Origin of the sequence: Klebsiella sp. WP3-W18-ESBL-02, from assembly GCF_014168815.1 — a bacterium.
Taxonomy (GTDB): Bacteria; Pseudomonadota; Gammaproteobacteria; order Enterobacterales; family Enterobacteriaceae; genus Kluyvera; species Kluyvera ascorbata_B.
Genome location: NZ_AP021972.1, coordinates 826,825 through 850,911 on the forward strand (window position 1 = coordinate 826,825; position 24,087 = coordinate 850,911).

At 55.3% G+C, this 24,087-nt stretch carries 27 protein-coding genes; 10 read left to right on the plus strand and 17 right to left on the minus strand.

Annotated features, from left to right (window positions below; translation table 11 throughout):
* Positions 1–12 precede the first annotated feature (12 nt).
* On the minus strand, positions 13–1,065 hold the full coding sequence (gene mutY, locus H7R56_RS04010; RefSeq protein ID WP_106925676.1) for an A/G-specific adenine glycosylase: 1,053 nt from the start codon (positions 1,063–1,065) through the stop codon (positions 13–15).
* A 155-nt stretch (positions 1,066–1,220) separates the two neighbouring features.
* Here mutY and trmB point away from each other — a divergent pair, with 155 nt between their 5' ends.
* The 4 genes from trmB (at position 1,221) to H7R56_RS04030 (ending at position 4,214) form a co-directional block, all read left to right on the plus strand.
* Positions 1,221–1,940 carry a tRNA (guanosine(46)-N7)-methyltransferase TrmB gene (gene trmB / locus H7R56_RS04015; RefSeq protein ID WP_182928521.1) on the plus strand — a complete coding sequence of 240 codons (720 nt, stop codon included), beginning with the start codon at positions 1,221–1,223 and terminating at the stop codon, positions 1,938–1,940.
* Entirely contained in the window at positions 1,941–2,267 is a 327-nt protein-coding gene (locus H7R56_RS04020) for a YggL family protein (protein WP_065356020.1), read from the plus strand. It begins immediately after the preceding gene.
* 110 nt (positions 2,268–2,377) lie between these two features.
* Positions 2,378–3,097, plus strand: a complete 720-nt coding sequence (locus H7R56_RS04025; protein ID WP_106925680.1) for a YggN family protein — start codon at positions 2,378–2,380, stop codon at positions 3,095–3,097.
* A gap of 112 nt (positions 3,098–3,209) precedes the next feature.
* On the plus strand, positions 3,210–4,214 hold the full coding sequence (locus tag H7R56_RS04030; protein ID WP_106925682.1) for a DUF1202 family protein: 1,005 nt from the start codon (positions 3,210–3,212) through the stop codon (positions 4,212–4,214).
* Between the two features lie 62 nt (positions 4,215–4,276).
* Here H7R56_RS04030 and H7R56_RS04035 read toward each other — a convergent pair whose 3' ends face one another.
* The 8 genes from H7R56_RS04035 to H7R56_RS04070 form a co-directional block, all read right to left on the minus strand.
* A complete protein-coding gene (locus H7R56_RS04035; RefSeq protein WP_106925684.1) occupies positions 4,277–5,578 on the minus strand; it encodes a TRAP transporter large permease in 1,302 nt (433 codons plus the stop codon).
* Positions 5,578–6,081 carry a TRAP transporter small permease gene (locus H7R56_RS04040; RefSeq protein ID WP_106925686.1) on the minus strand — a complete coding sequence of 168 codons (504 nt, stop codon included), beginning with the start codon at positions 6,079–6,081 and terminating at the stop codon, positions 5,578–5,580. Before H7R56_RS04040 ends, H7R56_RS04035 begins: the two co-directional genes overlap by 1 nt.
* 48 nt (positions 6,082–6,129) lie before the next feature.
* The gene (locus H7R56_RS04045) at positions 6,130–7,116 is read right to left on the minus strand and encodes a TRAP transporter substrate-binding protein (RefSeq protein ID WP_106925688.1); all 987 of its coding nucleotides are present in this window, start codon (positions 7,114–7,116) and stop codon (positions 6,130–6,132) included.
* Positions 7,117–7,420: 304 nt separating this feature from the next.
* Positions 7,421–8,557, minus strand: a complete 1,137-nt coding sequence (hemW, locus tag H7R56_RS04050; RefSeq protein ID WP_106925690.1) for a radical SAM family heme chaperone HemW — start codon at positions 8,555–8,557, stop codon at positions 7,421–7,423.
* Entirely contained in the window at positions 8,550–9,143 is a 594-nt protein-coding gene (locus H7R56_RS04055) for an XTP/dITP diphosphatase (protein WP_106925692.1), read from the minus strand. The genes hemW and H7R56_RS04055 overlap by 8 nt, the downstream gene beginning before the upstream one ends.
* A gap of 8 nt (positions 9,144–9,151) precedes the next feature.
* A complete protein-coding gene (gene yggU / locus H7R56_RS04060; protein WP_106925694.1) occupies positions 9,152–9,442 on the minus strand; it encodes a DUF167 family protein YggU in 291 nt (96 codons plus the stop codon).
* The gene (locus H7R56_RS04065; protein ID WP_106925696.1) at positions 9,439–10,005 is read right to left on the minus strand and encodes a YggT family protein; all 567 of its coding nucleotides are present in this window, start codon (positions 10,003–10,005) and stop codon (positions 9,439–9,441) included. The genes yggU and H7R56_RS04065 overlap by 4 nt, the downstream gene beginning before the upstream one ends.
* Before the next feature lie 18 nt (positions 10,006–10,023).
* The gene (locus tag H7R56_RS04070; protein WP_106925698.1) at positions 10,024–10,728 is read right to left on the minus strand and encodes a YggS family pyridoxal phosphate-dependent enzyme; all 705 of its coding nucleotides are present in this window, start codon (positions 10,726–10,728) and stop codon (positions 10,024–10,026) included.
* Between the two features lie 16 nt (positions 10,729–10,744).
* Here H7R56_RS04070 and H7R56_RS04075 point away from each other — a divergent pair, with 16 nt between their 5' ends.
* Positions 10,745–11,728, plus strand: coding sequence for a type IV pilus twitching motility protein PilT (locus tag H7R56_RS04075; protein WP_106925700.1), 984 nt, complete (start codon positions 10,745–10,747; stop codon positions 11,726–11,728).
* Positions 11,729–12,258: 530 nt separating this feature from the next.
* Positions 12,259–12,912: a LuxR C-terminal-related transcriptional regulator gene (locus H7R56_RS04080; protein WP_106925702.1), complete on the plus strand. Its 654-nt coding sequence runs from the start codon at positions 12,259–12,261 to the stop codon at positions 12,910–12,912.
* A gap of 58 nt (positions 12,913–12,970) precedes the next feature.
* Here the strand turns inward: H7R56_RS04080 and ruvX are convergent, their stop codons facing one another.
* The 8 genes from ruvX to metK form a co-directional block, all read right to left on the minus strand.
* Positions 12,971–13,387 carry a Holliday junction resolvase RuvX gene (gene ruvX / locus H7R56_RS04085; protein WP_064542651.1) on the minus strand — a complete coding sequence of 139 codons (417 nt, stop codon included), beginning with the start codon at positions 13,385–13,387 and terminating at the stop codon, positions 12,971–12,973.
* On the minus strand, positions 13,387–13,950 hold the full coding sequence (locus H7R56_RS04090; protein ID WP_106925704.1) for a YqgE/AlgH family protein: 564 nt from the start codon (positions 13,948–13,950) through the stop codon (positions 13,387–13,389). Before H7R56_RS04090 ends, ruvX begins: the two co-directional genes overlap by 1 nt.
* A 146-nt stretch (positions 13,951–14,096) precedes the next feature.
* Positions 14,097–15,044 carry a glutathione synthase gene (gene gshB, locus H7R56_RS04095; RefSeq protein WP_106925706.1) on the minus strand — a complete coding sequence of 316 codons (948 nt, stop codon included), beginning with the start codon at positions 15,042–15,044 and terminating at the stop codon, positions 14,097–14,099.
* A 12-nt stretch (positions 15,045–15,056) separates the two neighbouring features.
* Positions 15,057–15,788: a 16S rRNA (uracil(1498)-N(3))-methyltransferase gene (rsmE, locus tag H7R56_RS04100; protein WP_106925708.1), complete on the minus strand. Its 732-nt coding sequence runs from the start codon at positions 15,786–15,788 to the stop codon at positions 15,057–15,059.
* An 81-nt stretch (positions 15,789–15,869) separates the two neighbouring features.
* On the minus strand, positions 15,870–16,577 hold the full coding sequence (gene endA, locus H7R56_RS04105) for a deoxyribonuclease I (RefSeq protein ID WP_106925710.1): 708 nt from the start codon (positions 16,575–16,577) through the stop codon (positions 15,870–15,872).
* 94 nt (positions 16,578–16,671) lie between these two features.
* The gene (locus tag H7R56_RS04110; protein ID WP_106925712.1) at positions 16,672–17,172 is read right to left on the minus strand and encodes a SprT family zinc-dependent metalloprotease; all 501 of its coding nucleotides are present in this window, start codon (positions 17,170–17,172) and stop codon (positions 16,672–16,674) included.
* Between the two features lie 77 nt (positions 17,173–17,249).
* On the minus strand, positions 17,250–18,644 hold the full coding sequence (locus H7R56_RS04115; protein ID WP_106925714.1) for a sugar porter family MFS transporter: 1,395 nt from the start codon (positions 18,642–18,644) through the stop codon (positions 17,250–17,252).
* A 379-nt stretch (positions 18,645–19,023) separates the two neighbouring features.
* Positions 19,024–20,178, minus strand: coding sequence for a methionine adenosyltransferase (metK, locus tag H7R56_RS04120; protein ID WP_106925716.1), 1,155 nt, complete (start codon positions 20,176–20,178; stop codon positions 19,024–19,026).
* A 139-nt stretch (positions 20,179–20,317) separates the two neighbouring features.
* On the opposite strand from metK, the gene H7R56_RS27840 reads away from it, so the two are divergent.
* From H7R56_RS27840 to speB, 4 genes are all read left to right on the plus strand, one after another.
* Positions 20,318–20,728 (plus strand): hypothetical protein, encoded by a 411-nt coding sequence (locus H7R56_RS27840; RefSeq protein WP_146145703.1) that lies wholly within the window; start codon positions 20,318–20,320, stop codon positions 20,726–20,728.
* Positions 20,729–20,828: 100 nt separating this feature from the next.
* On the plus strand, positions 20,829–20,960 hold the full coding sequence (gene yqgB, locus H7R56_RS04135; protein WP_146145709.1) for an acid stress response protein YqgB: 132 nt from the start codon (positions 20,829–20,831) through the stop codon (positions 20,958–20,960).
* Positions 20,961–20,968: 8 nt separating this feature from the next.
* A complete protein-coding gene (gene speA / locus H7R56_RS04140; protein ID WP_106925719.1) occupies positions 20,969–22,945 on the plus strand; it encodes a biosynthetic arginine decarboxylase in 1,977 nt (658 codons plus the stop codon).
* Between the two features lie 215 nt (positions 22,946–23,160).
* Positions 23,161–24,081 (plus strand): agmatinase, encoded by a 921-nt coding sequence (gene speB / locus H7R56_RS04145; protein ID WP_062772945.1) that lies wholly within the window; start codon positions 23,161–23,163, stop codon positions 24,079–24,081.
* Positions 24,082–24,087: the final 6 nt, after the last annotated feature.

A 24,087-nucleotide genomic window follows, 5' to 3' on the forward strand; every position in this document is an offset into this window, starting at 1 on the left:
GTTCGCCGCTCGCTAGACGAGTGAATCGGCGCGTAACTGCTGCAACAGGCGCTCAACCGGTGCGGCCAACCCGACGACGGGCGGCTGGGCTAAGTTATACCAGAGAGCGCTGCCTTCATCCATGCATGAGGCGAATGAGGACACACTAAGCCACATAGGCACAATGTCCAGATGGAAATGGCTGAAAGTATGGCGGAAGGCGGTAAGCTGGGTCAGGTTTTCGGCCGGAATATGCCGCTCGGCCAGCCACTCGCGCAGCGCCGTTTCATCTGCAAACTGCGGGAAACAGTATAGACCGCCCCACAGACCGCTGGGCGGGCGCTGCTGAAGAAACACGTCGCGCTCGTGCTGCATCATCAGGAAATAGCCGGTACGTTCGGGGATCGTCTGCTTCGGTTTTTTACCGGGATACTGTGCCCAACTGCCGTTGGCGGTGGCGATACAGCCCTTTTCCAACGGACAAAGCGAACATTTGGGCTTCGAGCGGGTGCAGACCATCGCACCAAGATCCATCATGGCCTGGTTAAAGCGCGAAACGCCTTCGGCGGGCGTAACCTGCTCGCTGATGTCCCACAGCCGCTTCTCAACGTCTTTTTTACCCGGCCAGCCGCCGACGGCATAGCAACGGGCCAGCACGCGCTTAACGTTGCCATCGAGAATCGCGAAATGTTTGCCCAGCGACAGCGACAGTATCGCGCCTGCGGTTGAGCGCCCTACGCCGGGCAGCGCCGCGACTTCATCGAAGGTTTCCGGAAAACGGCCGTGGTGCCGCGTCGCCACCTGCTGGGCCGCTTTGTGTAGATTGCGCGCGCGCGCATAGTAACCGAGCCCCGTCCACAGGTGTAGCACGTCGTCGAGGGGGGCATTCGCGAGATCGGTGACCGTCGGGAAGCGCGACATAAAGCGTTCGAAATAGGGGATAACGGTGGCAACCTGCGTCTGTTGCAACATCACCTCTGACAGCCATACTTTGTAAGGCGTTTTTTCGATTTGCCAGGGCAGGGTTTTACGCCCGTATTTGTCGTACCAGTCCAGCACCTGGGCTGAAAATTGAGACGCTTGCATGGTCAAAGCAGTGCTTCCGTTATCGTGCGATTAGGGGGCCAGATTGCAGCACAGCGGTACTATGCTGTAAACAGGAACTTTCCGGTGCTTGCATCCGGCAACTAACTTTGGATAATGCCCGTTTCCCGAACACTCTCACAAGCAGACATATTTTTATGAAGAACGACGTCATTTCACCGGATTTTGATGAAAACGGCCGCCCGCTGCGCCGCATTCGTAGTTTTGTGCGTCGCCAGGGGCGACTGACCAAAGGGCAGGAACACGCGCTGGAAAACTACTGGCCGGTGATGGGCGTTGAGTTCAGCGAAGAGCCTGTCGATTTCGCCGCGCTGTTCGGTCGCGAAGCGCCGGTGACGCTGGAAATTGGTTTTGGCATGGGGGCCTCGCTGGTGACGATGGCGAAAGCACGTCCGCACCAGAATTTCCTCGGTATTGAGGTACACTCACCTGGCGTTGGCGCCTGTCTGGCTTCGGCGCACGAAGGGGGCGTTGATAACCTGCGCGTCATGTGCCACGACGCGGTCGAAGTGCTGCACAAGATGATCCCGGACAACTCTCTGAACATGGTTCAGCTCTTTTTCCCTGACCCGTGGCACAAAGCGCGTCATAATAAACGCCGTATCGTGCAGGTACCGTTCGCTGAGCTGGTGAAGACGAAATTAAAGCTGGGCGGCGTTTTCCACATGGCGACCGACTGGGAAGCCTATGCTGAGCATATGCTGGAAGTGATGTCCTCCATTGGTGGATACCAGAACCTGTCTGAAACAAAAGATTACGTACCGCGCCCGGAATCGCGCCCGGTAACCAAATTTGAACAGCGTGGCCATCGTCTTGGCCACGGCGTATGGGACTTAATGTTCGAGAGGGTGAAATAAATGGCAAAGAATCGTAGCCGTCGTTTGCGTAAAAAAATGCATATCGATGAATTTCAGGAAATCGGCTTCTCCGTCGCGTGGCGTTTCCCGGAAGGCACCAGCGAAGAACAGATCGATCAAACCGTCGACCAGTTTATCGATGAAGTGATCGAGCCGAACAAGCTGGCGTTTGACGGCAGCGGCTATCTGGCCTGGGAAGGTCTGATTTGCACCCAGGAAGTGGGCAAGTGTACTGAAGAACATCAGGCGCTGGTTCGTAAGTGGCTGGAAGACCGTAAGTTTGAAGAGGTGCGCACCAGCGAACTTTTTGACGTTTGGTGGGACTAAGATCTTATATGCACAATATCGTTCAGACGCAGCCAACGCAGAGGCCGCTTGAACGATGACGCGTGTACGGGGCCAGCATTTGCTGGCCCGATTTATCTTGAGGGAAAGTTATGATGCGCAAAACGCTGCTGACGGCAGTTCTTACGTTCACGGCGACCGCCGCCCACGCTGACTACCAGTGCAGCGTCACCCCGCGTGATGACGTGGTGCTCAACCCGCAAACCGTGCAGGTGAAAGGGGAAAACGGCAATCTTATTATTACCCCCAACGGCGACGTCACCTACAACGGCAAGGCGTACACGCTCACCGCGGCCCAGCGCGAGCAGGCCAAAGATTATCAAACGGAACTGCGTAGCGCGCTGCCGTGGATTGACGAAGGCGCGCGTAACCGGGTTGAAAAAGGCCGCGTGGCGCTGGACAAAATTATCGCCAAAGAAGTCGGCGAGGACAGCAATATGCGCGGTCGTCTGACCAAACTCGACGCGCAGCTGAAAACGCAGATGAACCGCATTATTGAGCGCCGCAGTGACGGCCTGACCTTCCACTATAAAGCGATTGACCAGGTGCGTGCCGACGGCCAGCAGTTGGTGAATCAGGCGATGGGCGGCATCCTGCAGGACAGCATCAACGAGATGGGCGCCAAAGCCGTACTGAAAGGCGGCGGTAACCCGCTGCAGGGCGTGCTGGGCAGCCTGGGCGGCCTGCAAACTGCGATTCAGAACGAGTGGAAAAACCAAGAAGCGGATTTCCAGGCGTTCGGTAAAGACGTGTGCAGCCGCGTGGTGTCGCTGGAAGACAGCCGCAAGGCGCTGGTGGGCACCCTCAAGTAAGTGGTTATCGGCTACCTGTGTTCTACGGGTAGCCAGAATCAGATTTCGTTTATCCTTCCCTCCGCCGCAAATTCCGTATGATGCGCTTTTCATACCTAAAAGGAATTTGCCGATGAAGCTCGCCTGGAAATGCGGGACGCTCCTGCTGTGTAGTTTTTCCCTGTCGGTTATCGCCGACAGCAATACCCCCACCGACGACGTTATCAAACAGCAGTTCGCGAAACAGTCTGGCGGCATGATGCATCTTGAGCGCATCAGCCTGCGCCAGCTGGATGCGACAGGAAACCAGGCGACGTACACCCTCGAAGGCGATATGGCTTCTGACGATAATCTCTACACGCCGGTTGGCATGGCCGGGGATTATCTTTTCTATGAAAAAACCTGGACTAAAGGGCGTCCGGTCAAATTTTCGGCGATGATGACCGCCGTGGGAACCCCGGCTTCCGGCTGGACGACGACCTTCTTTTCGATGCAGATGGCCGCCAAAAATGCGGGAAGACCGTTCAGTGAAAGAGAGGATTTAAGCAAATTGCTGGTGGTGAACGATAGCGGCTTTATGGCGCAGTTCGCCAGGCTTGACGCCCAGTTTGCCGACAGCCGCACAACGATAGAAAAGCAGAAAAAACAGTATGATGTATTGAAAACACAGGTGGTCGAGTTAGATGAACAGATGGCAAGCTCGTGGGGAACGGACGCCAACGGCAAGCCGCTGGACCGCAGCGCGGTACAGCAGGCGATGAACGCCGAAATCTACGCCGTTGACCGCCGAAACGATATGGCGAAGTTTAGTAATCAATACTATATCAACGTGTATGAGCCCGCGCTGGTGGCCTGCCAGAAGAAAGCGGTGTGTGATGCAGAGCCCATTCGTGCCGCCCGCGATAAGGCGCTGGAGGAACAGAAGCAGGAATATTATCGCCAGCATAAGGCGATCGGCGACAAGATCAATGCGCGCATGGCCGCGATGGAGGAAAAGGTTGAGCCGCTGCGTAAGAAACGTGAAGCGCTGCGTGGGCAAATGGTGGTGCTGGAGTCGAGTAATGACGAATTGCAATATGAGGCAACGCGCTGGCAGGAAGGGGTCGAGAGAATGCGTGAGAAGGGGGTGATTCCATAAGGCGCCCTGCGCGAGCGGAAATACCCCGGCTTCGCTGCGCTCGGCCGGGTTATTTCCTGGAATTACATCAGCCCCAGCAGCTGCGGAATGAACAGCGAAATCTGCGGGATGTAGGCAATCATCATCAGCGCAACCAGCAGGGCGGCGTAGAACGGCAGCAGCGGTTTAATCAGCTGCTGAATTTTCACACCGGAGATCGAGCAGCCGACAAACAGCGCGCTGCCGACCGGCGGCGTGAGCAGGCCGATACACAGGTTAGCCACCATCATGATGCCGAAATGTACCGGGTCCATCCCCAGGTCCTGGGCAATCGGCAGGAAGATCGGCGTAAAGATCAGCACCGCCGGCGTCATGTCCATAAAAATACCGACGATCAACAGCACGATATTAATAAGCAGAAGGATCACCAGCGGATTCTCGGAGATCCCCATCAGCGTGTCGCTGATCATGTAGGGAATATCCGCGTTGGTCATCGCCCACGACATGCCGACGGAGAAACCAATCAGCAGCAGCACGATTGAGGTTGTGACCACCGACTCTAAAATCAGCTTCGGCAGATCGCGCCATTTAACCTCACGGTAGATGATGACCGACAGGATAAAGGTGTAGACCACGGCAATAGCCGAGGCTTCCGTGGCGGTGAAGATCCCCCCCAGAATGCCACCCATTACGATAAGCACCAGCAGCAGGCTCGGCAGCGCATCAAGGAATGCTTTTGCCGCCTGGGCGCAGGTCGGGCGTTCCGACACGGGATAGCCGCGACGTTTGGCGATGATGGCGCAAACCACCATGATCGACAGGCCCATCAGAATGCCCGGCAGGTAGCCCGCCATAAACAGCGATGCGACCGAAACGCCGCCTGCGGTAAGGGAGAAGACGATCAGCACGTTGGAGGGCGGGATAAGCAGCCCGGTAATGCACGATGAAACGTTCACCGCAGTGGAGAACGCCGGGTCATAGCCCTTCTTGGTCTGGATAGGATGCAGGGTGCCACCGACGGCCGCCGCCGCCGCAACCGCAGACCCTGAAATCGAGCCGAACATCATATTGGCCAGCACGTTAACGTGGCCCAGCGAACCGGGCACGCGGCCGACCATCACCTGCGCGAGGTTAATCAAGCGTATGGCGATCCCCCCGCTGTTCATCAGTGTACCGGCAAAAATGAAGAATGGAATCGCCAGCAGGGCAAAGTTGTCCAGGCCGTTGGCCAGGCGCTGAGAAACGGTGATGACGGCAATATCCCAGGGGAACATCAGCAGCATCGAGGCGACGGTCGCGATCCCGATAGAAAATGAAATAGGCACGCCAATAAACACCAGTACGAAGAAGGCGCCGAACAGCGTGAGTGCGATATACCCGTCCATTAACACGCTCCTTCCGCGGTTTGTTTCAGGCTAAGCAGGCCATTGGCGATAAACCAAAGGGCGTAGAACATCATAATGAGGCCGGACAGCGGCAGGATCAGATAGACGTAGCCCATCGGAATTTGCATCGCCGCAGAGACCTGCGCGGTGGCCAGCGTTTTCGCGATTAGCTTCAGGCCGCCGGTGACGATCACCGAACCAGAGAAGATAAAAATCAGCAGGTTAATCACCACGCCCAGCAGCGTTTGCTTACGCGGCTTGAGCGTCATGGCTAGCAGGTCGATGGCCAGATGGCGCTGGGCGCCAACGGTATAGGCTGCGCCGAGCAGGCCGACCCAAATCATCAGAAAACGCGCCAGCTCGTCGGTGAGGGTGCTGGGCTGGTTTAACACGTAGCGGCTGAACACCTGCCAGACGACGCAGACGACCAGCGCCACCATGACCGCGATGGAAAACGCGGCGATCGCGCGGTCCACCGCCTGTTTAGTGCGGGTAAAAATCATCGTTTAGTATCCTGGTGAACGCGGGCCAGAGGCTGGCCCGCAGGGCGGTTATTCTGCGGCGGCTTCAAATTTGGCCAGCAGCGCGGCCTGTTTTGGATCTTTCTTGAAATCGTCGAACAGCGGCTGAACGGCGGCGCGGAACGGCGCTTTGTCGACCTTCACGATTTCACCGCCCATGGCTTTCGCCTGTGCACGGGTATCGGCGTCAATTTTGTCCCACAGCTTCTGCTGGTAGGTTTCTGAGGCTTTGGCGGCCTTCATCAGAATCTGCTGTTGCTCCGGGGTCAGCTTGTCCCACGTTTTGGTCGAGATGACCAGGAAATCGGGAATAGAGGCGTGCTCGTCTTCAGAGAAGACCTTGGCTATTTCAATATGACGCGTTTGCACCCAGGACGGGACGTTATTTTCCGCGCCGTCAACCACCCCCTGCTGCATTGCGGTATAGACTTCACCGAAAGAAATTGGCGTCGGCGAGCCGCCCATTAATTCAATCATTTTCAGCGTCGTTGGGCTGGCCTGGACGCGAATTTTTAAGCCTTTTAAATCTTCTGGTTTGGTAATCGGTTTTTTCGCATAAAAGCTGCGGGTGCCGGCAACATAGGCGGAAAGCGCAAAGAATCCTTTATCTTTTGTCGACTCCATTATTTCTTTGCCAACGTCGCCAAATACCACTTTATTAAAATGCGCCTGGTCTTTAAATAAGAAAGGCAGGTTATAAATGGCATAGACGTTATCGAAGGATTCAAGATCGCTGGCTGACCCCTTGGTTAAATCGAGTGCGCCGTTTTGTAGCAGTTCCATGGTTTCACGAGCGCTGCCCATCTGGCTGCTGGGATAAATACGAATGGTCATTTTGCCGTCTGATAACTGCTTGACCTCTTTGGCCATTTCCTCAAATGCCTGGTGAACGACGTGGCTGCGCTCGAGGTTATGCGCCAGCTTCAGCGTGACTTTTTCAGCGGCGCTGACTCCGGCAGAGAGTAAGGCAAAAAGTGAGGCACAGATCAGCGTTTTGCGAAAAGTGAGAGATTTCATTAATAGGCTCCATGCACATTTATTATGGTGGTTTATATCTATGGGTATAGCTGTATTTTCTGTATGACATATTATCCTGGTTGTCAGACATCTTTACGCTATCCCTCTCACACTTTTAAATTATCTACGCATTAAATGCGGTTTTTGTGCGCTGTATTATATTTATGGGGTATGTGTAATTAGCTATTAATATTTCTATTAAATATTAGCGTTAGAATTGTTCGGGAAGTATTTTGGTTATTGCTCGGAAAAGACGATGTTATATATTTCGCCATTATGAATTAATGGCGAAATATATTTGAACTTATTCGTTGAGGAACAGTTCCAGCAGCGAGTTGAGGAAGAGCTTGCCGTGTTCAGTAATCTGCCAGTACTGGTTGCACTCGGTCAGATAGCCTTGCGCGAGCGCCTCATCAAGCTGCGGGCGAATCACCTGCTCGTTAAGGCCCGTGTAGGCCTTGAACTCTGCACGCGGAGCCGGCTCCAGCAGACGGAAGCGGTTCATAAAGAACTCGAACGGTTTATCGGCATTTTCAACATCGTGCTGGCGTTCAAGGTAGCGCCCTTCCATATAGCCGCGCGGATGGCGGGTTTTCGCCGTGCGCAGAATACGGCCGTCCGGGAACGTCACTTTGCCGTGCGCGCCGCAGCCAATGCCCAGATAGTCGCCAAAACGCCAGTAGTTGAGATTGTGCTGGCACTGATAGCCCGGCTTCGCGTAGGCCGAGGTTTCATACTGCTGATAACCTGCGGCGGTCAGCAGGCGATGCCCCTGCTCGAAGATATCCCACAGGTCGTCATCGTCCGGCAGCACCGGCGGGCGTGAACCGAACAGAGTGTTCGGCTCGATGGTCAACTGATACCAGGAAAGGTGCGGTGGCGACAGCTCGATGGCCTGGCGCAGGTCGCTGAGCGCTTCTTCCAGCGACTGATCCGGCAAGCCGTGCATCAGGTCGAGGTTAAAGCTGCGTAGCCCAAGCCCGCTCGCCAGATGCGCGGCGCGTTTGGCTTCTTCCGGCCCATGAATTCGGCCCAGACGCTGGAGCTTGGTTTCGCTAAAGCTTTGAACGCCGATGGAGATGCGGTTCACGCCCGCCCGTTGGTATTCGACAAAGCGGTCGGCTTCGACGGTGCCCGGGTTGGCTTCCATGGTAATCTCCACGTCAGCGGCCAGCGGCAGACGTGCGCGAACGCCGTCCAGCAGGGCCTGCATCGCCGGGCCGGAGAGCAGGCTCGGCGTCCCGCCGCCGATGAAAATGGTCTTCACTTCACGTCCCTGCGCATAGGCGACGTCAGCGTCTAAATCGTTGAGCAGATGCTGCACATAGTCATCGTGCGGCACTTCGCCCTTGAGCGCGTGCGAATTGAAGTCGCAGTACGGGCATTTCTGCACGCACCACGGGATATGAATGTAAAGACTCAGCGGCGGCAGATTAACCATTGCGCATCGCTTCCAGTAACTGTTTCAGCGCCTGACCGCGGTGGGAGATGGCGATTTTCTCTTCACGGGTGAGCTCGGCGGCGGTTTTACCTTCCGACGGGACGAAGAAAATCGGATCGTAGCCGAAGCCACCCTGACCCGCCGGCGAACGGGTAATGACGCCCGGCCAGCGGCCGTGGCACACCAGCGGCGTGGGATCTTCCGCGTGGCGCAGATACACCAGCACGCAGTGGAACTGCGCCTGACGCTGCTCGTCCGGCACGTCTTTGAGCGTTTCCAGCAGCTTTTCCAGGTTCTGCTGGTCGCTGGCGTCGATGCCGGAATAGCGTGCGGAGTAAATGCCCGGTGCGCCGCCGAGCGCATCGACCGCCAGCCCGGAATCATCGGCAATGGCCGGTAAGCCGGTCACCTGCGCAGCGTGACGCGCCTTGAGAATGGCGTTTTCAATAAAGGTCAGCCCGGTTTCCTCGGCGGACTCCACGCCAAGCTCGGTCTGAGCGACGATATCAAGACCAAAATCGCCGAGCAGCGCGGCAAGCTCGCGCACTTTACCGGCGTTACCGGTCGCGAGGACAACTTTTTGCATGGGATATCCTAATGTGTCAGGGCGTCGACGCCCGATGGGATTTGTTGCGGATGAATAATTTTAACCTGTTTATGCCGCCCCAGTTCACCTTTCTCAATGATGACCTGGCTTTTGGCGACCTTAAACTGTTTGGCGAGGTACTTCACCAGATGGGCATTGGCCTGCCCATCCACGGGCGGGGCGGTAATGGCGACTTTTAATTCGTCGCCATGAACCCCAACAATTGCGTCCCGGCTGGCCTTTGGCTGAATGTACAGCCGCAGCACCAGCCCGTCATCGCAAAGTGTCACGGCACTCATAGCGCCATCCACAGTCCTGGCAGCAGCATGTTGCCGGTGGCTTGCAGGACTTCAGCAATGCCCATATTGATAACGTACAGCAGCAGCACCAGCACCATCGGCGAGAAATCAATGCCCCCCATCGACGGCAGCAGACGGCGAATCGGGCGCAGCAGCGGTTCAGCAAGCTGCATCAGCACGAACTCAACCGGGCTACGTCCCTGGCTGACCCAGCTCATGATGGCCATCAGCAGCAGAACCCAGAAGATCAGCAGACCGATGGTCTTGAGCAGAATGAGCACCGCAGAGATCCAGATGATCGGCTGGAAGGTGATGACCATAAACAGCACGATAGCTTTTATTACGCACAGGATAAATGCCAGCAGCACAGAGGCGCTGTCCAGCGGCCCCATCGGCGGAATGATACGGCGCAGCGGACCAACAATGGGCTGCGTGATCTTCACCACGAACTGCGAGAACGGGTTGTAAAAGTCACAGCGCGCCCACTGCATCCAGACGCGGAGCAGCAGCACCATTGTGTACAGTTCAATCACTGTAGAGAGCAGGAAGGTCAACGTCTTCATGGCGTTCCTTGGGGTTCCTTATTTTTTTGTGTAATCACGCGCACCAAAAATCGCGGTGCCAATGCGTACCATTGTACTACCTGCCGCAACAGCGGCTTCCATGTCGTCAGACATGCCCAGAGAGAGGGTGTCTACGGTCGGGTAGTCTGCTTTCAGTCGCGCAAATGCTACCGCCATTTGGCGAGCGACGGCAAACTGCCGGTCGTACTCTTTTTCCGGCGCGGGAATGGCCATCAGGCCGCGCAGACGAACATTCGGCAACGCGGCGATGTCGGCTGCCAGCGCGTCCAGCGATTCCAGCGCAATACCGGATTTACTTTGCTCATCGCTGATGTTGATTTGAATCAGCACGTTGAGCGGCGGCAGGTCGGCCGGGCGCTGCTCGCTTAAACGCACGGCAATCTTCAGCCGGTCCACGGTATGGCACCAGTCGAAGTGCTCGGCAACCAGGCGACTTTTGTTGGACTGCAGCGGGCCGATAAAGTGCCATTGCAGCGAGGTGATTCCCTGCTCGCGGAAGTGGAGGATTTTTTCTACCCCTTCCTGAACATAGTTTTCGCCGAACGCGGTCTGGCCCGCGGCAACGGCTTCTTCGACGGCGCTCGCAGGTTTCGTTTTACTGACTGCAAGCAGCGTTACTTCTTCTGAATCCCGGCCGCAGCGCGCTGCTGCCGCTGAGATTTTCTCCCTGACCTGTGCCAGGTTATGCGCAATATCGTTCATATGGGCTGGTGGGTCTATGGATATACAAGAAATCGTGACGCTTAGTGTAAAGCATAACGTGTCCGATCTACACCTATGTAGCAGTGGAAACGCGCGCTGGCGTAGGGCGGGTAAGCTGGAAATAGCGCCGTTTAGCGCCCCGCATCTCGGCGTGCTAATGGACGGCTGGCTAAGTGAAAGCCAGCAACAGACGTGGCTGCGGCAGCGACAGCTTGATTTTTCACTGTCGCTGACCGGCTGCCCGCGCCTGCGTGCCAGTGCGTTTGCCCACAGCGGCGGTGTCTCGCTGGTGCTGCGCATACTGCCGACGCGCTGCCCTACGCTTGACGAACTGCATCCGCCGGTGGCGTTAGCGGAGATGCTACAGGAGGAGAGCGGGCTGATTCTGGTGACCGGGGCGACGGGCAGCGGAAAATCCACCACGCTGGCGGCGATGGTGGATTACCTTAATCATCATCAGGCCGGGCATATTTTGACGCTGGAAGACCCGGTTGAGTTTCTGCATACCAGCGAGGGGTGTCTGATTCACCAGCGCGAGGTCGGTGAGCACGCCGCGTCTTTTGCCGATGCGCTGCGAGTCGCACTACGTCAGGATCCGGATGTGATTCTGCTGGGTGAGCTGCGCGATAGCGAAACCATTCGTCTGGCGCTGACGGCGGCGGAAACCGGGCACCTGGTGCTGGCAACGCTGCATACGCGCGGCGCGGCACAGGCCATAGAGCGGCTGGTGGACGTGTTCCCCGCACAGGAAAAAGAGCCCGTGCGCAATCAGCTGGCCAGCAGCCTCTGCGCGGTGCTGGCGCAAAAGCTGCAGCCGGACAATCGCGGCGGGCGCGTCGCGCTGTTTGAAATGCTGATTAACACGCCGGCGGTGGGTAATCTCATTCGCGAAGGGAAAACGCACCAGATAGCAGGCGTGATGCAGACCGGGTTGCAAAGCGGCATGCAGACCTTCAGCCAAAGCTATCAACAGCGAGTTAAGGCGGGGATGTTATCGTGAGAGAAAGCGCGTATAGTCCTGCGTAGCACGATCTTCTGGTTATTTTTGTACAGATGAATTCGGAAATATTTATTTTCAGCTATCACATTGGAATATTAAATAATGTGATGGCTGTTTTATTTCTGGCTAACTGATTAATTATTCAACCGTCAGTTTTTTAAATTTGTAAATATTACTTTTTTCGTTGTTGCCGGAATGTATTTTTTTGTGATTATCGGGTGATGTTTTATAAGGCGGAAGAAAAACTTCCTACGACATTTATTCTAATACGATTTTTGCGCGTAAGCCATCGGTATGTTTTGTTTGTAATTTGTCGATTACATTATGTTGCGTAGGCTTACAAAAAAAGGTTGATATTCTTTTGACACTTCTAAGGTCTTCGTTCTATCCTGTTTATGTAATTAGGACTAATCTTATGAAATAGGTTTTCCTGGACTGGTTGGTTTTAATTGCTAATGGTATTAGGTTTGCCTTTGCTTTGACTTATTAAATCACCATGATGGTGGATATAGACTATGGAGAGTTTCGAAATGTTTGAAGTAACTGAGAGTGTATCTAATTCCCGCAAGATTATCTTAATCACCCACCCGTCAGTACAAGCAAACGCGTTTGCAAACTATCTTACTGAATTACTGTCAGTTTCTGTTGATGTTCATAATATCAACAAGCCGCTGGTTCAGCGCCTGAGTAAAGGTGCCGTGGTATTGTTTGATATTGCTGTTTCCAACAAAAAGCTGAATGGCATCTGGCGCGATATTATCCGCACCCAGTTTGATGCCCCACGTCTGTTGATTATTAATAGCGCGCAGAAGTATGAATTGTACGAAATGGCACAATGGCCAGCGCTGTATGGCGTATTCCGTCATGACGACGAAGAATCGCGCTTAATTGAGGGCGTCAAAGCGGTGCTGAATGGCGAGCAGACGGCTGAATTGAGCGTGATGCATCCGGCAATGTATGCCGTTGAACATACTCCGGAAAATCACGATAGCGTACCGCTGACCGAGCGTGAATGTGAAATTCTTAATGAATTACGTCACGGTGCGACCAATATGGATATCGCGCGTGCATTGTTTATTAGTGAAAATACAGTACGTACGCATCTGTATAATGTTTTCCGCAAATTAAGCGTGAAGAACAGAACCCAGGCAGTGAGCTGGGCGAACGAAAATCTGCGTCACTGATTGGCGAGATAGCTATTCTGGTGTGCTCCCGGGAATCATTCCCGGGGCTGCCTGTTTGTTAGTAACCCTGCTCGAAATAACTTTCCAGAATCACCACGGCGGAGGCGGAATCTACGCTGCCTTTATTCAACGCCCTAAACCCCCCGTGTTCAAACAGCCCGGCACGCGCCTCGACGGTGCTCAGACGTTCATCGTGCAGCGTAATTGGCACGCCAAAGCGGCCGTGAATTTTATTGGCAAAATTACGTGCGCGAGCGGTCAGCGGCTGTTCGGTGCCGTCCATATTCAGCGGCAGTCCGACGATAACCGTTTCAGGCTGCCATTCCTTAAGCAGGCGAGCAATGATATTCCAGTCGGGCGTACCGTCCTGCGCCTTAATGGCGGCGAGCGGACGGGCCGTGCCGGTAATACGTTGGCCAATCGCCACGCCGATGCTGCGCGTACCAAAATCAAAAGCCAGCAGTGTGCCACTCATTACGCGTGCCCCGCAGCGCCTGACATGGTCAGGATATTAATGCCAATCAGCTTCGCTGCTTCTTTCCAGCGCTCGCTAATCGGAGTTTTAAACAGAATATTGAAATCGGCCGGAGCGGTTAGCCAGGCGTTATCGAGGATCTCCTGCTCCAACTGGCCTTTTTCCCACGAGGCGTAGCCTAAGGCAACCAGCACTTCAGACGGCTGGCGTTCAGTGCCAAGGGTTTCCAGTACGTCACGTGAGGTGGTGACAATTGTATTGTCGGAAATACGGATACTGGATGAGAACGAGTCCGGCGGCGTATGCAGGATAAAACCACGATCTTCCGCCAGCGGGCCTCCGAGCATAACGGGCTTATCCAGACGAATGGACGGATCGCGGGGCTCCGGAGCGATCTTCAGCTTTTCGAGGATGCCTTCGACCTGTAAATTTTCCAGCGGCTTGTTAATGATGATGCCCATCGCGCCGTCGTCGTTGTATTCGCAGATGTAGACTACGGAACGGCGGAAGATAGGATCCTGAAGGGATGGCATAGCAATAAGAAAATGATGCTGTAAATTCATTATCAGAGGTTCTTGTCCTGTTTCAAAAAGCAGCAGCGCCCAGTATGAGGGGAAAGCGGACCGCTGTCACCAGGCTAGCCTGCGTATACGCAGGGCACAACGCCCGGCTGGCGGCGGGATCCCTCCCGCCGTCTTCAAACAACGTCTTATTTTTGCAGACGTTTTTCGATGGCGTCCATCAGCATACCGGTGATAGAAATCGGATATTCCGCTTCAATTTCCCGCACGCAGGTTGGGCTGGTGACGTTAATTTCCGTCAGACGATCGCCGATAATATCCAGACCGACGAAGATAAGCCCTTTCTCCTTCAGCGTCGGGCCGACTTTACGGGCGATAGCCCAGTCGCTCTCGCTTAACGGGCGCGGCTCGCCGCGGCCGCCGGCGGCCAGGTTACCGCGGGTTTCGCCACCCTGCGGAATACGCGCGAGGCAGTACGGTACCGGCTCACCGTCGATCACCAGCACGCGTTTGTCGCCGTCTTTAATTGCCGGCAGGTAGTTCTGCGCCATGCAGTAGCGGCTGCCAAGCTCGGTCAGGGTTTCGGCAATGACGCCAATGTTCGGATCGCCTTCCTTCACGCGGAAGATTGAGGCGCCGCCCATGCCGTCCAGCGGCTTCATGATGATGTCACCGTGTTTTTCCCAGAACGCTTTCAGCTGGGCTTTATTACGGGTGACCAGCGTTTCCGGCGTCAGGTCGGCGAACCACGCGGTGAACAGCTTCTCGTTACAGTCGCGCAGGCTCTGCGGCTTGTTGACGATCAGCGTACCTTTCTCTTCAGCGCGCTCAAGAATATAGGTGGCATAGATGAATTCGGTGTCGAATGGCGGATCCTTACGCATCAGAATCACGTCGAGATCGGCGAGCTTAATTTCCTGCTCATGACCGAATTCGTACCATTTGTCGTAGTTCTGCTCGACGCTCAGCAGACGCGTACGGGCGTGCGACTCGCCGTTGATCAGATACAGATCGTTCATCTCCATATAGTGGAGTTCGTAGCCGCGACGTTGTGCCTCCAGCAGCATAGCGAAGCTGGTGTCTTTCTTGATGTTAATGCTTGCGATGGGATCCATCACGATGCCGAGCTTGATCATTATTGTTCTCCTTTAACCCAGGTCGCCAAAGCGCACCTGCAGTGCGGTAATGGCGGTGAGTGCGGTAGTCTCTGTGCGCAGAACGCGAGGCCCTAACAGAATATCAGTAAACTGGTAGCGAGCGGTCATGGCAATTTCATCGGCGGACAGGCCGCCTTCCGGGCCAATCAACAGGCGTACGCGCTCCACCGGCAGCGGCAGCGTATTGATGCTGGCGCTCGCGCGCGGGTGCAGGTTGAGCTTCAGCGCATCATCTTGCTCGGCGCACCAGTCTTCAACGTCCATTGCCGGGCGAATTTCCGGCACGACGTTACGGCCGCACTGCTCGCAGGCGGCGATGGCGATCTTCTGCCACTGCTGAATTTTTTTATTCAGGCGTTCGGCGTCCAGTTTAACGCCGCAGCGCTCGGAAAAAAGTGGCGTAATGAGGCTTACACCCAGTTCAATCGATTTCTGGATGGTGAATTCCATTTTATCGCCTCGCGACATCACCTGGCCCAGGTGAATATGGATAGGCGATTCACGATTGTCCATCGTCGCGCTCTGGACATCCACCATCACATTTTTCTTGCTGGCGTCGGTAATGACGGCCTCAAACAGCTGGTTACTGCCGTCAAACAGCTGTACGGCCTGGCCTTTACCCATCCGCAGGACGCGGCCAACGTGGTTGGCGGCATCTTCGCAAAGCGCAATCTGCGCGCCGACGGTAAGAGGTTCCGGGTGGTAGATGCGAGGGATACGCATAAGTCTGACTTCCATCTGTGGCTGTATGCCCCCTCCGCCGGGAGAGGGCTGGAGCAAATTAACGATTGTCGCTAGTGTAGGTTAGCTCTTTTGCGCCTGGCAAGCCTGCAGCACATAAGGATTATGATTGCCCTGTACTTTGGCGATGCGCTGGTCGCGTTCGCACTCCCAGGCGCTGACCGGATACATTTTATCCCACGCGTTGAACAACTGGGTCTGTTGACGGGAAAGCGTCAGATGATATTGATCGCGCATATAGAAGTAGATACGCGCAATCGCACCGCGTGAGCGCTCCGGCGGCTCGGCCACTTTTTCTTTGAAATCGACTTTCATCGCGCACTGACCGTACTGGCCCTCGCCGCCGTTCCACTGTCCGTACATAAAGTTACCGCGGTCGCCGTTCACCTCGCCCACGGCGGGCTGCAGGTTATGCATATCGCTTTCCATCTTGCGATATTCCGGATCTTTGGCGCAGTTTTTTCTGCCGCCGTCCTGCCAGCACTGGCGCTGATGGCCAAACTGCCATGCAGGAACGACGTGCTCCCATTCGACGCGGCTGGCGCGGTTCTCATTTTTACGCACTTTGTAGCCGCACGATTCCAGATCGATAACGCCTTTTTTCCCCTGCCAGTTAATTTTGCAGCCGCAGTAGAAATCGCCGGGGACATCGTTATTGATCTTAACGCCGGCGCTTTTCGCCTGGGAGAAACTGTTGATCCCTTCGGCCATTACCTGGCCGGAGAGTGCCGCTGCCAGAAACGCGGCGGCTAAAGACACATTACGGTACATCACGAACTCCATCTCAAAACGAGCCCGCAACGTAACGAATGTGGTTGTCAGATGCAATCAGTTAGAGCGGAAAACTTCCTGTTATTTCCGATGGTTACATTTCTGCAACTAATGGCTCGCCGCAGTGTACACAGCGGTAGGTGGCTTCACCACGCAGCACGCGGTTATGCCGACGCACGGTGAGCTGGTGCTGCTGGCAGCGGCAGCGGTAGGGGAAGGTATTTTTGCGCACGGACTCCAGTTCGAACTGATGGGTACGACGTGCCGGTACGCCGAGCACGCTTTCCATCATCCACTTCCACTCTTTGCCGTGCGGCGCAACGCGGCCAAAGTGTTTCCAGACCAGCAGGTGCGCCAGCTCGTGCGGCACCACTTCATCAATAAACGCCTGCTGATTTTCCTGTAACAACACCGGATTGAGGCGAATTTCATACTGCTGAAGCCAGGCGGTGCCCGCCGACGTACCGCGCTGCTGGTAAACCAGCTTTGGCTCCGGGTAATTGCGGCCCAGCGCCTGGTTGGCCTGAGCGAGTTTTTCTCGCAGGCTGCGCATGATGTTTTGCTGGATTGCGATAGGAATTCGAGGGGTTTTCATAACGGCTGAGAATAGAGCGAGAAGCGGGGGGGCGCAAGAAGAAGCTTCCCCCCTGGCGGGAGGAAGCGTTGTTCAGGTTAGTCGCGAGCGCCAATTTCGCGCAGCGGACGGCCCTGCATCAGGTTACGTTCAATGTGTTCCAGAGAGACGTTTTTGGTTTCCGGAATCAGCCACAGGGTCAGGAAGATGAACAGTACGTTCAGACCGCCGTAAACCCAGAAGGTGTTGGCGCTGCCGAGTGAGTTCAGCATGGTCAGGAAGGTGGCGCCGACGATCATGTTCGCAATCCAGTTGGTGGCGGTAGAGCAGGTGATACCGAAATCACGGCCTTTCAGCGGCTGGATTTCAGAACACAGTACCCAAATCAGCGGACCGGCGCTCATCGCAAAGCCGACGATAAACATCAACAGCATCAGGACGGCGACGTACTGCGCCACTGCTGAGTGGATGCCGACGTGCATCATTGAGCCCAGTACGCCCATACCGACGGCCATAACGATAAAGCCCAGAATAAGGGTTGGCTTACGACCCCAACGGTCAACCAGACCGATGGCGATAAAGGTGGCCAGCACGTTGGTCAGGCCGACGATGACCGTCCCCCACATCTGTTCGGTGGTGTTGGTGTAGCCCGCCAGTTCAAAGATTTTCGGCGCGTAGTACATGATGACGTTCATGCCGGTGAACTGCTGCATCACCTGCAGCAGTACGCCGAGGAACACCGCGCGACGGAAGTTGCTGTTTTCTTTGAATAACGCCCAACCGCTCTGTTTTACCTTCAGGCTTTCACGAATTTCATCAAGCTCACGTTTGGCCTCGGCGCTGGTATCACGCAGACGCATCAGCACACGTTCAGCGTCGTTAAAGCGTCGTTTCGCGGCGAACCAACGCGGGCTGTCCGGCAGGAAGATCACGCCGATCAGCAGCAGAATCGCCGGAATGATGATAACGCCTAGCATCCAGCGCCATGCGCCGCTGTAGCTGAATGCGGTATCCGACAGGTACGCGCCGAGAATCCCGATGGTGATCATCAGTTGGTACATGGAAATCATGCTGCCGCGGATTTTTTCCGGTGCAATTTCAGACAGGTACAGCGGCGCGGTGTAAGAGGCCACGCCCACCGCCAGCCCCAGCAGAACGCGGGAAATCAGCAGTACTTCAACGTTTGGCGCGGCGGCGGAGAATAGCGAACCGGCAACGAACAGGATCGCCCCGATCATCAGGCTTTTTTTACGGCCCAGCTTGAAGGAGAGCCAGCCGCTGCCGACGGCGCCGACGGCGGCGCCGAACATCATGGAGCTGACAACCCATTCCTGCGTATGCGAGCTCAGCTGAAAATCGGTCGTAATAAACGGTAGGGCACCGGCAATAACGCCGATATCAAGGCCGAACAGCAGTCCGGCCAGCGCCGCCAGGAAGCAGACAAAGAAGGTCATTGTCTTGTTCGAGCGACCCTGTTTTTTATTGTTAGGCATGATGCTCTCCAAATGAGTCATTGATTCTATCGATGCTTAGGGTAGGAGACTGTGAGGTAAAAAAATGTGATAACAATCACGACTGTGTAATCGGTTACACTGGTGTTTGTGTTATTTAATGGTTAAATTTAAATAAAATCATAACGATATATTTGGTTTGGTTGAGGCGAAAATCACGATAATAAGATTTTACTGAAACACAGCACAATAAAATGAAAGACTGTTTCATTGAGGGTATTGAGGGCTTTGCTAGCCATGGGTATGTGTGTGTAATCGCTTTCATTAAATTGTCTGAGAATGTAACCGAGCGTACGGTATGCAGGTTACAGACATAAAAAAAGCCAGCGCGAGGCTGGCTTCTGGAAAAGGGGGGCTGGGATTATTTCAGACCGGCTGCTTCGCGCAGCTGCGCGGCTTTGTCGGTTTTTTCCCACGGGAAGGTTTCGCGACCGAAGTGACCGTACGCAGCCGTCTCTTTGTAGATCGGGTGCAGCAGGTCCAGCATCTGAATCAGGCCGTATGGACGCAGGTCGAAGAACTCGCGTACCAGCCCAATCAGCTGTTCTGCAGGCACTTTCTCGGTACCGAAGGTTTCCACCATAATGGAGGTCGGTTCTGCTACGCCGATAGCGTAAGAAACCTGAATCTCACAGCGATCAGCCAGGCCAGCCGCAACGATGTTTTTTGCCACATAGCGTGCGGCATAGGCTGCGGAACGGTCCACTTTTGATGGATCTTTACCGGAGAACGCGCCGCCGCCGTGGCGAGCCATGCCGCCGTAGGTATCAACGATAATTTTACGACCGGTCAGGCCGCAGTCGCCCATTGGGCCACCGATAACAAAACGGCCGGTCGGGTTGATAAAGAATTTGGTTGACGCATTCAGCCATTCGGTCGGCAGAACCGGCTTGATGATCTCTTCCATCACCGCTTCCTGCAGTGATTTTTGATCAATGCTTTCAGCATGCTGGGTTGACAGGACTACCGCATCAATACCGACCACTTTACCGTCGTCGTACTGGAAGGTAACCTGGCTTTTCGCGTCCGGGCGCAGCCACGGCAGGGTGCCGTTTTTACGCACTTCTGCCTGACGCTGCACCAGACGGTGGGCGTAGGTGATTGGCGCTGGCATCAGCACGTCGGTTTCGTTGGTGGCATAGCCAAACATCAGGCCCTGGTCGCCCGCGCCCTGTTCCAGCGGATCGGCACGGTCAACGCCCTGGTTGATGTCTGGAGACTGCTTGCCAATCGCGCTCAGTACGGCACAAGAGTTGGCATCAAAGCCCATATCAGAATGCACATAGCCAATTTCGCGAACGGTGTTACGGGTGATCTCTTCGATATCAACCCATGCGCTGGTGGTGATTTCACCGCCGACCAGCACCATACCGGTTTTGACGTAGGTTTCACACGCTACGCGGGCTTTCGGATCCTGCTCGAGGATGGCGTCCAGCACGGCGTCGGAAATTTGGTCTGCGATTTTGTCAGGATGCCCTTCAGATACAGACTCGGACGTAAAAAGGTGTTTTGCCATATTAAATTTCACCCAATAGGAATTTGGTTAGCTCAAACTGTTGTGCTGCATAGTCACGGTGGCGGATTATACCACAGACGAATAGATGACTGTCACTGGCAGTCTGAGTGTTAATCGGTATAGATGGATTAACATCTGGATGGCTATTCTAGGTTACTTCTTCACCTCTTTGCCAGTTTTTTTTGATTGGGCTCCCATTCTGCTGCTCAATGAGATGGAAATTTTTCCTGACAGTGTTGGCAATGCCCACATTTATATTTTGCTTTTTGGGTGGGTTCTCGGTATAAAACGCCGCGCGCGGCTCATACCAAAAAGCACACGACGTTTTCCTCGTGTCGCCACTTCCAGCCGGGCTAAAACACTGCTTTGGCTTAAAGGTTCGTCTTACGAGGCGGCCGTGGAGGTGATACGAGATAATGAACCGTTGTATTCTGCTGATTCTATCGTGCCGTCCTGGCGCGAGCATGTTCCCCGCAACCCCCATTTCTACTTTGCATACCAGCCGATGTTATACCCATTTCGGCGCTTCTCAGGACTCCAGAGCCGGTAGGTAACGGAAGACTGAACAAGGGCGCTCTTGTTACGGCAAGGGTTTTCTCGTGGTTTCGCTGAACCGTCATACCGGGTTCAGGTGCGTGTTTTACAATGATATGAATAAGAAACCGGTCGCACAGTCGGCGCGTCAGCATGTTCTGCTGTCTCGGCGGGCTGTTTATGGGTTGTTATCGCAACGTTACGCTGCGATAGTAGTTAACTGTTTTACACTTGGTATAAATAATTGAGGTTCGCTATGTCTGACGACATTTCATTGGATTCGCCTTCGTCAGCAGGCGAACGCGGTGTACTACGTTCCATGCAGGAGGTTGCGATGAGCTCCCAGGAAGCCAGCAAAATGCTACGCACATACAACATTGCCTGGTGGGGCAATAACTACTACGACGTCAACGAACTGGGGCACATCAGCGTCTGCCCGGACCCGGATGTACCAGAAGCGCGCGTTGACCTCGCCGAGTTGGTAAAAGCCCGTGAAGCGCAGGGGCAGCGTCTGCCTGCACTGTTCTGCTTCCCGCAGATCCTGCAGCATCGTCTGCGTTCGATTAACGCCGCGTTCAAACGCGCGCGCGAATCTTACGGCTATAACGGCGACTACTTCCTGGTCTACCCGATTAAGGTGAACCAGCACCGCCGCGTGATTGAGTCGCTGATCCACTCCGGTGAGCCGCTGGGTCTGGAAGCGGGTTCAAAAGCCGAGCTGATGGCGGTACTGGCGCATGCTGGCATGACCCGCAGCGTGATCGTCTGTAACGGCTATAAAGACCGTGAATACATTCGTCTGGCGCTGGTGGGCGAGAAGATGGGCCACAAAGTCTATCTGGTCATCGAGAAGATGTCTGAAATTGCCATCGTGCTGGAAGAAGCTGAGCGTCTGAACGTGGTGCCGCGCCTTGGCGTGCGTGCGCGTCTGGCCTCTCAGGGCTCTGGTAAATGGCAGTCCTCCGGCGGCGAAAAATCTAAATTTGGCCTGGCGGCAAACCAGGTACTACAGCTGGTGGAAATTCTGCGCGAGCGTGGCCGTCTGGACAGCATCCAGCTGTTACACTTCCACCTGGGCTCGCAGATGGCGAACATCCGTGATATCGCCACCGGCGTGCGTGAATCCGCCCGTTTCTACGTTGAGCTGCACAAGTTGGGCGTGAACATTCAGTGCTTCGACGTGGGCGGCGGCCTGGGCGTGGACTACGAAGGGACCCGCTCACAGTCAGATTGCTCCGTGAACTACGGCCTGAACGAATACGCCAACAATATCATCTGGGCGATTGGCGATGCCTGTGAAGAGCACGGGCTGCCGCACCCGACGGTGATCACCGAGTCGGGCCGCGCGGTGACCGCGCACCACACGGTGCTGGTGTCGAACATTATCGGCGTTGAGCGTAGCGAACACACCGAAGCCACGCCGCCGGCTGACGATGCGCCGCGCGCGCTGCAAAGCATGTGGGAAACCTGGCAAGAGATGCACGAGCCGGATAACCGCCGCTCGCTGCGTGAATGGCTGCACGACAGCCAGATGGATCTGCATGATGTGCACGTCGGTTACTCTTCTGGCACCTTCAGCCTGCACGAACGTGCCTGGGCCGAACAGCTTTACCTGAACATGTGTCATGAAGTGCAGAAGCAGCTCGACCCGAGCAACCGTGCGCACCGTCCGATTATCGACGAGCTGCAGGAACGTATGGCGGATAAGATCTACGTCAACTTCTCCCTGTTCCAGTCAATGCCGGATGCGTGGGGTATCGATCAGCTGTTCCCGGTGCTGCCGCTGGAAGGGCTGAACCAGGCGCCGGAGCGCCGCGCGGTGCTGCTGGATATTACCTGTGACTCCGACGGTGCCATCGACCACTACGTCGACGGCGACGGGATTGCCACTACTATGCCGATGCCGGAATACGACCCGGAGAACCCGCCGATGCTGGGCTTCTTCATGGTTGGCGCGTATCAGGAGATCCTCGGCAACATGCACAACCTGTTCGGCGATACCGAAGCGGTGGACGTGTTCGTCTTCCCTGACGGCAGCGTCGAAGTTGAGCTGTCCGATGAGGGCGATACCGTGGCGGATATGCTGCAGTACGTGCAGCTGGATCCGAACACGCTGCTGACCCAGTTCCGCGATCAGGTGAAAAACACCGATCTCGACGCTGAGCTGCAACAGCAGTTCCTCGAAGAGTTTGAAGCGGGGCTGTACGGCTATACTTATCTGGAAGACGAGTAACGGTAATGGCCCGGTGGCGCTGCGCTTACCGGGCCTACGGTGTAGGCCGGATAAGGCGAAGCCGCCATCCGGCATTGACGATGCTAGCTTGAATCCGTACAAAATAACGGCGATAATTTGCCGCAAATATGCAGATACCAAATCAATCCCTTCCTCGTCGGGCCTAACGACGCGGAGGGGATTTTTTTTACAGTGATTTTAAAAGAGGTCAGCACATGAGCACCTTAGGGCATCAGTACGATAACTCCCTGGTTTCCAACGCGTTCGGTTTTCTTCGCCTGCCGATGAACTTCATGCCGTACGACAGCGATGCGGATTGGGTCATCACCGGCGTGCCGTTTGATATGGCCACGTCGGGTCGTGCCGGCGGCCGTCACGGCCCGGCGGCGATTCGTCAGGTTTCGACTAACCTGGCCTGGGAGCATAACCGCTTCCCGTGGAACTTCGACATGCGCGAGCGCCTGAACGTGGTGGACTGTGGCGACCTGGTTTATGCCTTCGGTGACGCTCGTGAAATGAGTGAGAAGCTGCAGGCGCACGCGGAAAAACTGCTGGCGGCCGGTAAGCGTATGCTCTCCTTCGGCGGCGATCACTTCGTGACGTTGCCGCTGCTGCGCGCACATGCGAAGCACTTTGGTAAAATGGCGTTGGTGCACTTTGATGCCCACACCGACACCTACGCTAACGGCTGCGAGTTTGACCACGGCACCATGTTCTTCACCGCGCCGAACGAAGGTCTGATCGACCCGAACCACTCTGTACAGATTGGTATTCGTACCGAGTTCGACAAAGACAACGGCTTCACCGTGCTGGATGCGGGCCAGGTGAACGATCGCAGCGTGGACGATATCATCGCGCAGGTGAAGCAGATTGTTGGCGATATGCCGGTCTACCTGACCTTCGATATCGACTGCCTGGATCCGGCGTTTGCACCGGGTACCGGCACGCCGGTTATCGGCGGTCTGACCTCCGATCGTGCGATTAAACTGGTACGCGGACTGAAAGATCTGAACATCGTTGGCATGGACGTGGTGGAAGTGGCTCCGGCCTATGACCAGTCCGAGATTACCGCGCTGGCCGCGGCGACGCTGGCGCTGGAAATGCTCTATATCCAGGCGGCGAAAAAAGGCGAGTAAGGCGGT

Excerpts from the sequence above, each read along its gene's own strand:
- mutY (WP_106925676.1), bottom strand. The coding sequence starts at position 1,065 with ATGCAAGCGTCTCAATTTTCAGCCCAGGTGCTGGACTGGTACGACAAA.
- trmB (WP_182928521.1), top strand. The coding sequence starts at position 1,221 with ATGAAGAACGACGTCATTTCACCGGATTTTGATGAAAACGGCCGCCCG.
- H7R56_RS04020 (WP_065356020.1), top strand. The coding sequence starts at position 1,941 with ATGGCAAAGAATCGTAGCCGTCGTTTGCGTAAAAAAATGCATATCGAT.
- H7R56_RS04025 (WP_106925680.1), top strand. The coding sequence starts at position 2,378 with ATGATGCGCAAAACGCTGCTGACGGCAGTTCTTACGTTCACGGCGACC.
- H7R56_RS04030 (WP_106925682.1), top strand. The coding sequence starts at position 3,210 with ATGAAGCTCGCCTGGAAATGCGGGACGCTCCTGCTGTGTAGTTTTTCC.
- H7R56_RS04035 (WP_106925684.1), bottom strand. The coding sequence starts at position 5,578 with ATGGACGGGTATATCGCACTCACGCTGTTCGGCGCCTTCTTCGTACTG.
- H7R56_RS04040 (WP_106925686.1), bottom strand. The coding sequence starts at position 6,081 with ATGATTTTTACCCGCACTAAACAGGCGGTGGACCGCGCGATCGCCGCG.
- H7R56_RS04045 (WP_106925688.1), bottom strand. The coding sequence starts at position 7,116 with ATGAAATCTCTCACTTTTCGCAAAACGCTGATCTGTGCCTCACTTTTT.
- hemW (WP_106925690.1), bottom strand. The coding sequence starts at position 8,557 with ATGGTTAATCTGCCGCCGCTGAGTCTTTACATTCATATCCCGTGGTGC.
- H7R56_RS04055 (WP_106925692.1), bottom strand. The coding sequence starts at position 9,143 with ATGCAAAAAGTTGTCCTCGCGACCGGTAACGCCGGTAAAGTGCGCGAG.
- yggU (WP_106925694.1), bottom strand. The coding sequence starts at position 9,442 with ATGAGTGCCGTGACACTTTGCGATGACGGGCTGGTGCTGCGGCTGTAC.
- H7R56_RS04065 (WP_106925696.1), bottom strand. The coding sequence starts at position 10,005 with ATGAAGACGTTGACCTTCCTGCTCTCTACAGTGATTGAACTGTACACA.
- H7R56_RS04070 (WP_106925698.1), bottom strand. The coding sequence starts at position 10,728 with ATGAACGATATTGCGCATAACCTGGCACAGGTCAGGGAGAAAATCTCA.
- H7R56_RS04075 (WP_106925700.1), top strand. The coding sequence starts at position 10,745 with ATGGATATACAAGAAATCGTGACGCTTAGTGTAAAGCATAACGTGTCC.
- H7R56_RS04080 (WP_106925702.1), top strand. The coding sequence starts at position 12,259 with ATGTTTGAAGTAACTGAGAGTGTATCTAATTCCCGCAAGATTATCTTA.
- ruvX (WP_064542651.1), bottom strand. The coding sequence starts at position 13,387 with ATGAGTGGCACACTGCTGGCTTTTGATTTTGGTACGCGCAGCATCGGC.
- H7R56_RS04090 (WP_106925704.1), bottom strand. The coding sequence starts at position 13,950 with ATGAATTTACAGCATCATTTTCTTATTGCTATGCCATCCCTTCAGGAT.
- gshB (WP_106925706.1), bottom strand. The coding sequence starts at position 15,044 with ATGATCAAGCTCGGCATCGTGATGGATCCCATCGCAAGCATTAACATC.
- rsmE (WP_106925708.1), bottom strand. The coding sequence starts at position 15,788 with ATGCGTATCCCTCGCATCTACCACCCGGAACCTCTTACCGTCGGCGCG.
- endA (WP_106925710.1), bottom strand. The coding sequence starts at position 16,577 with ATGTACCGTAATGTGTCTTTAGCCGCCGCGTTTCTGGCAGCGGCACTC.
- H7R56_RS04110 (WP_106925712.1), bottom strand. The coding sequence starts at position 17,172 with ATGAAAACCCCTCGAATTCCTATCGCAATCCAGCAAAACATCATGCGC.
- H7R56_RS04115 (WP_106925714.1), bottom strand. The coding sequence starts at position 18,644 with ATGCCTAACAATAAAAAACAGGGTCGCTCGAACAAGACAATGACCTTC.
- metK (WP_106925716.1), bottom strand. The coding sequence starts at position 20,178 with ATGGCAAAACACCTTTTTACGTCCGAGTCTGTATCTGAAGGGCATCCT.
- H7R56_RS27840 (WP_146145703.1), top strand. The coding sequence starts at position 20,318 with ATGGCTATTCTAGGTTACTTCTTCACCTCTTTGCCAGTTTTTTTTGAT.
- yqgB (WP_146145709.1), top strand. The coding sequence starts at position 20,829 with ATGAATAAGAAACCGGTCGCACAGTCGGCGCGTCAGCATGTTCTGCTG.
- speA (WP_106925719.1), top strand. The coding sequence starts at position 20,969 with ATGTCTGACGACATTTCATTGGATTCGCCTTCGTCAGCAGGCGAACGC.
- speB (WP_062772945.1), top strand. The coding sequence starts at position 23,161 with ATGAGCACCTTAGGGCATCAGTACGATAACTCCCTGGTTTCCAACGCG.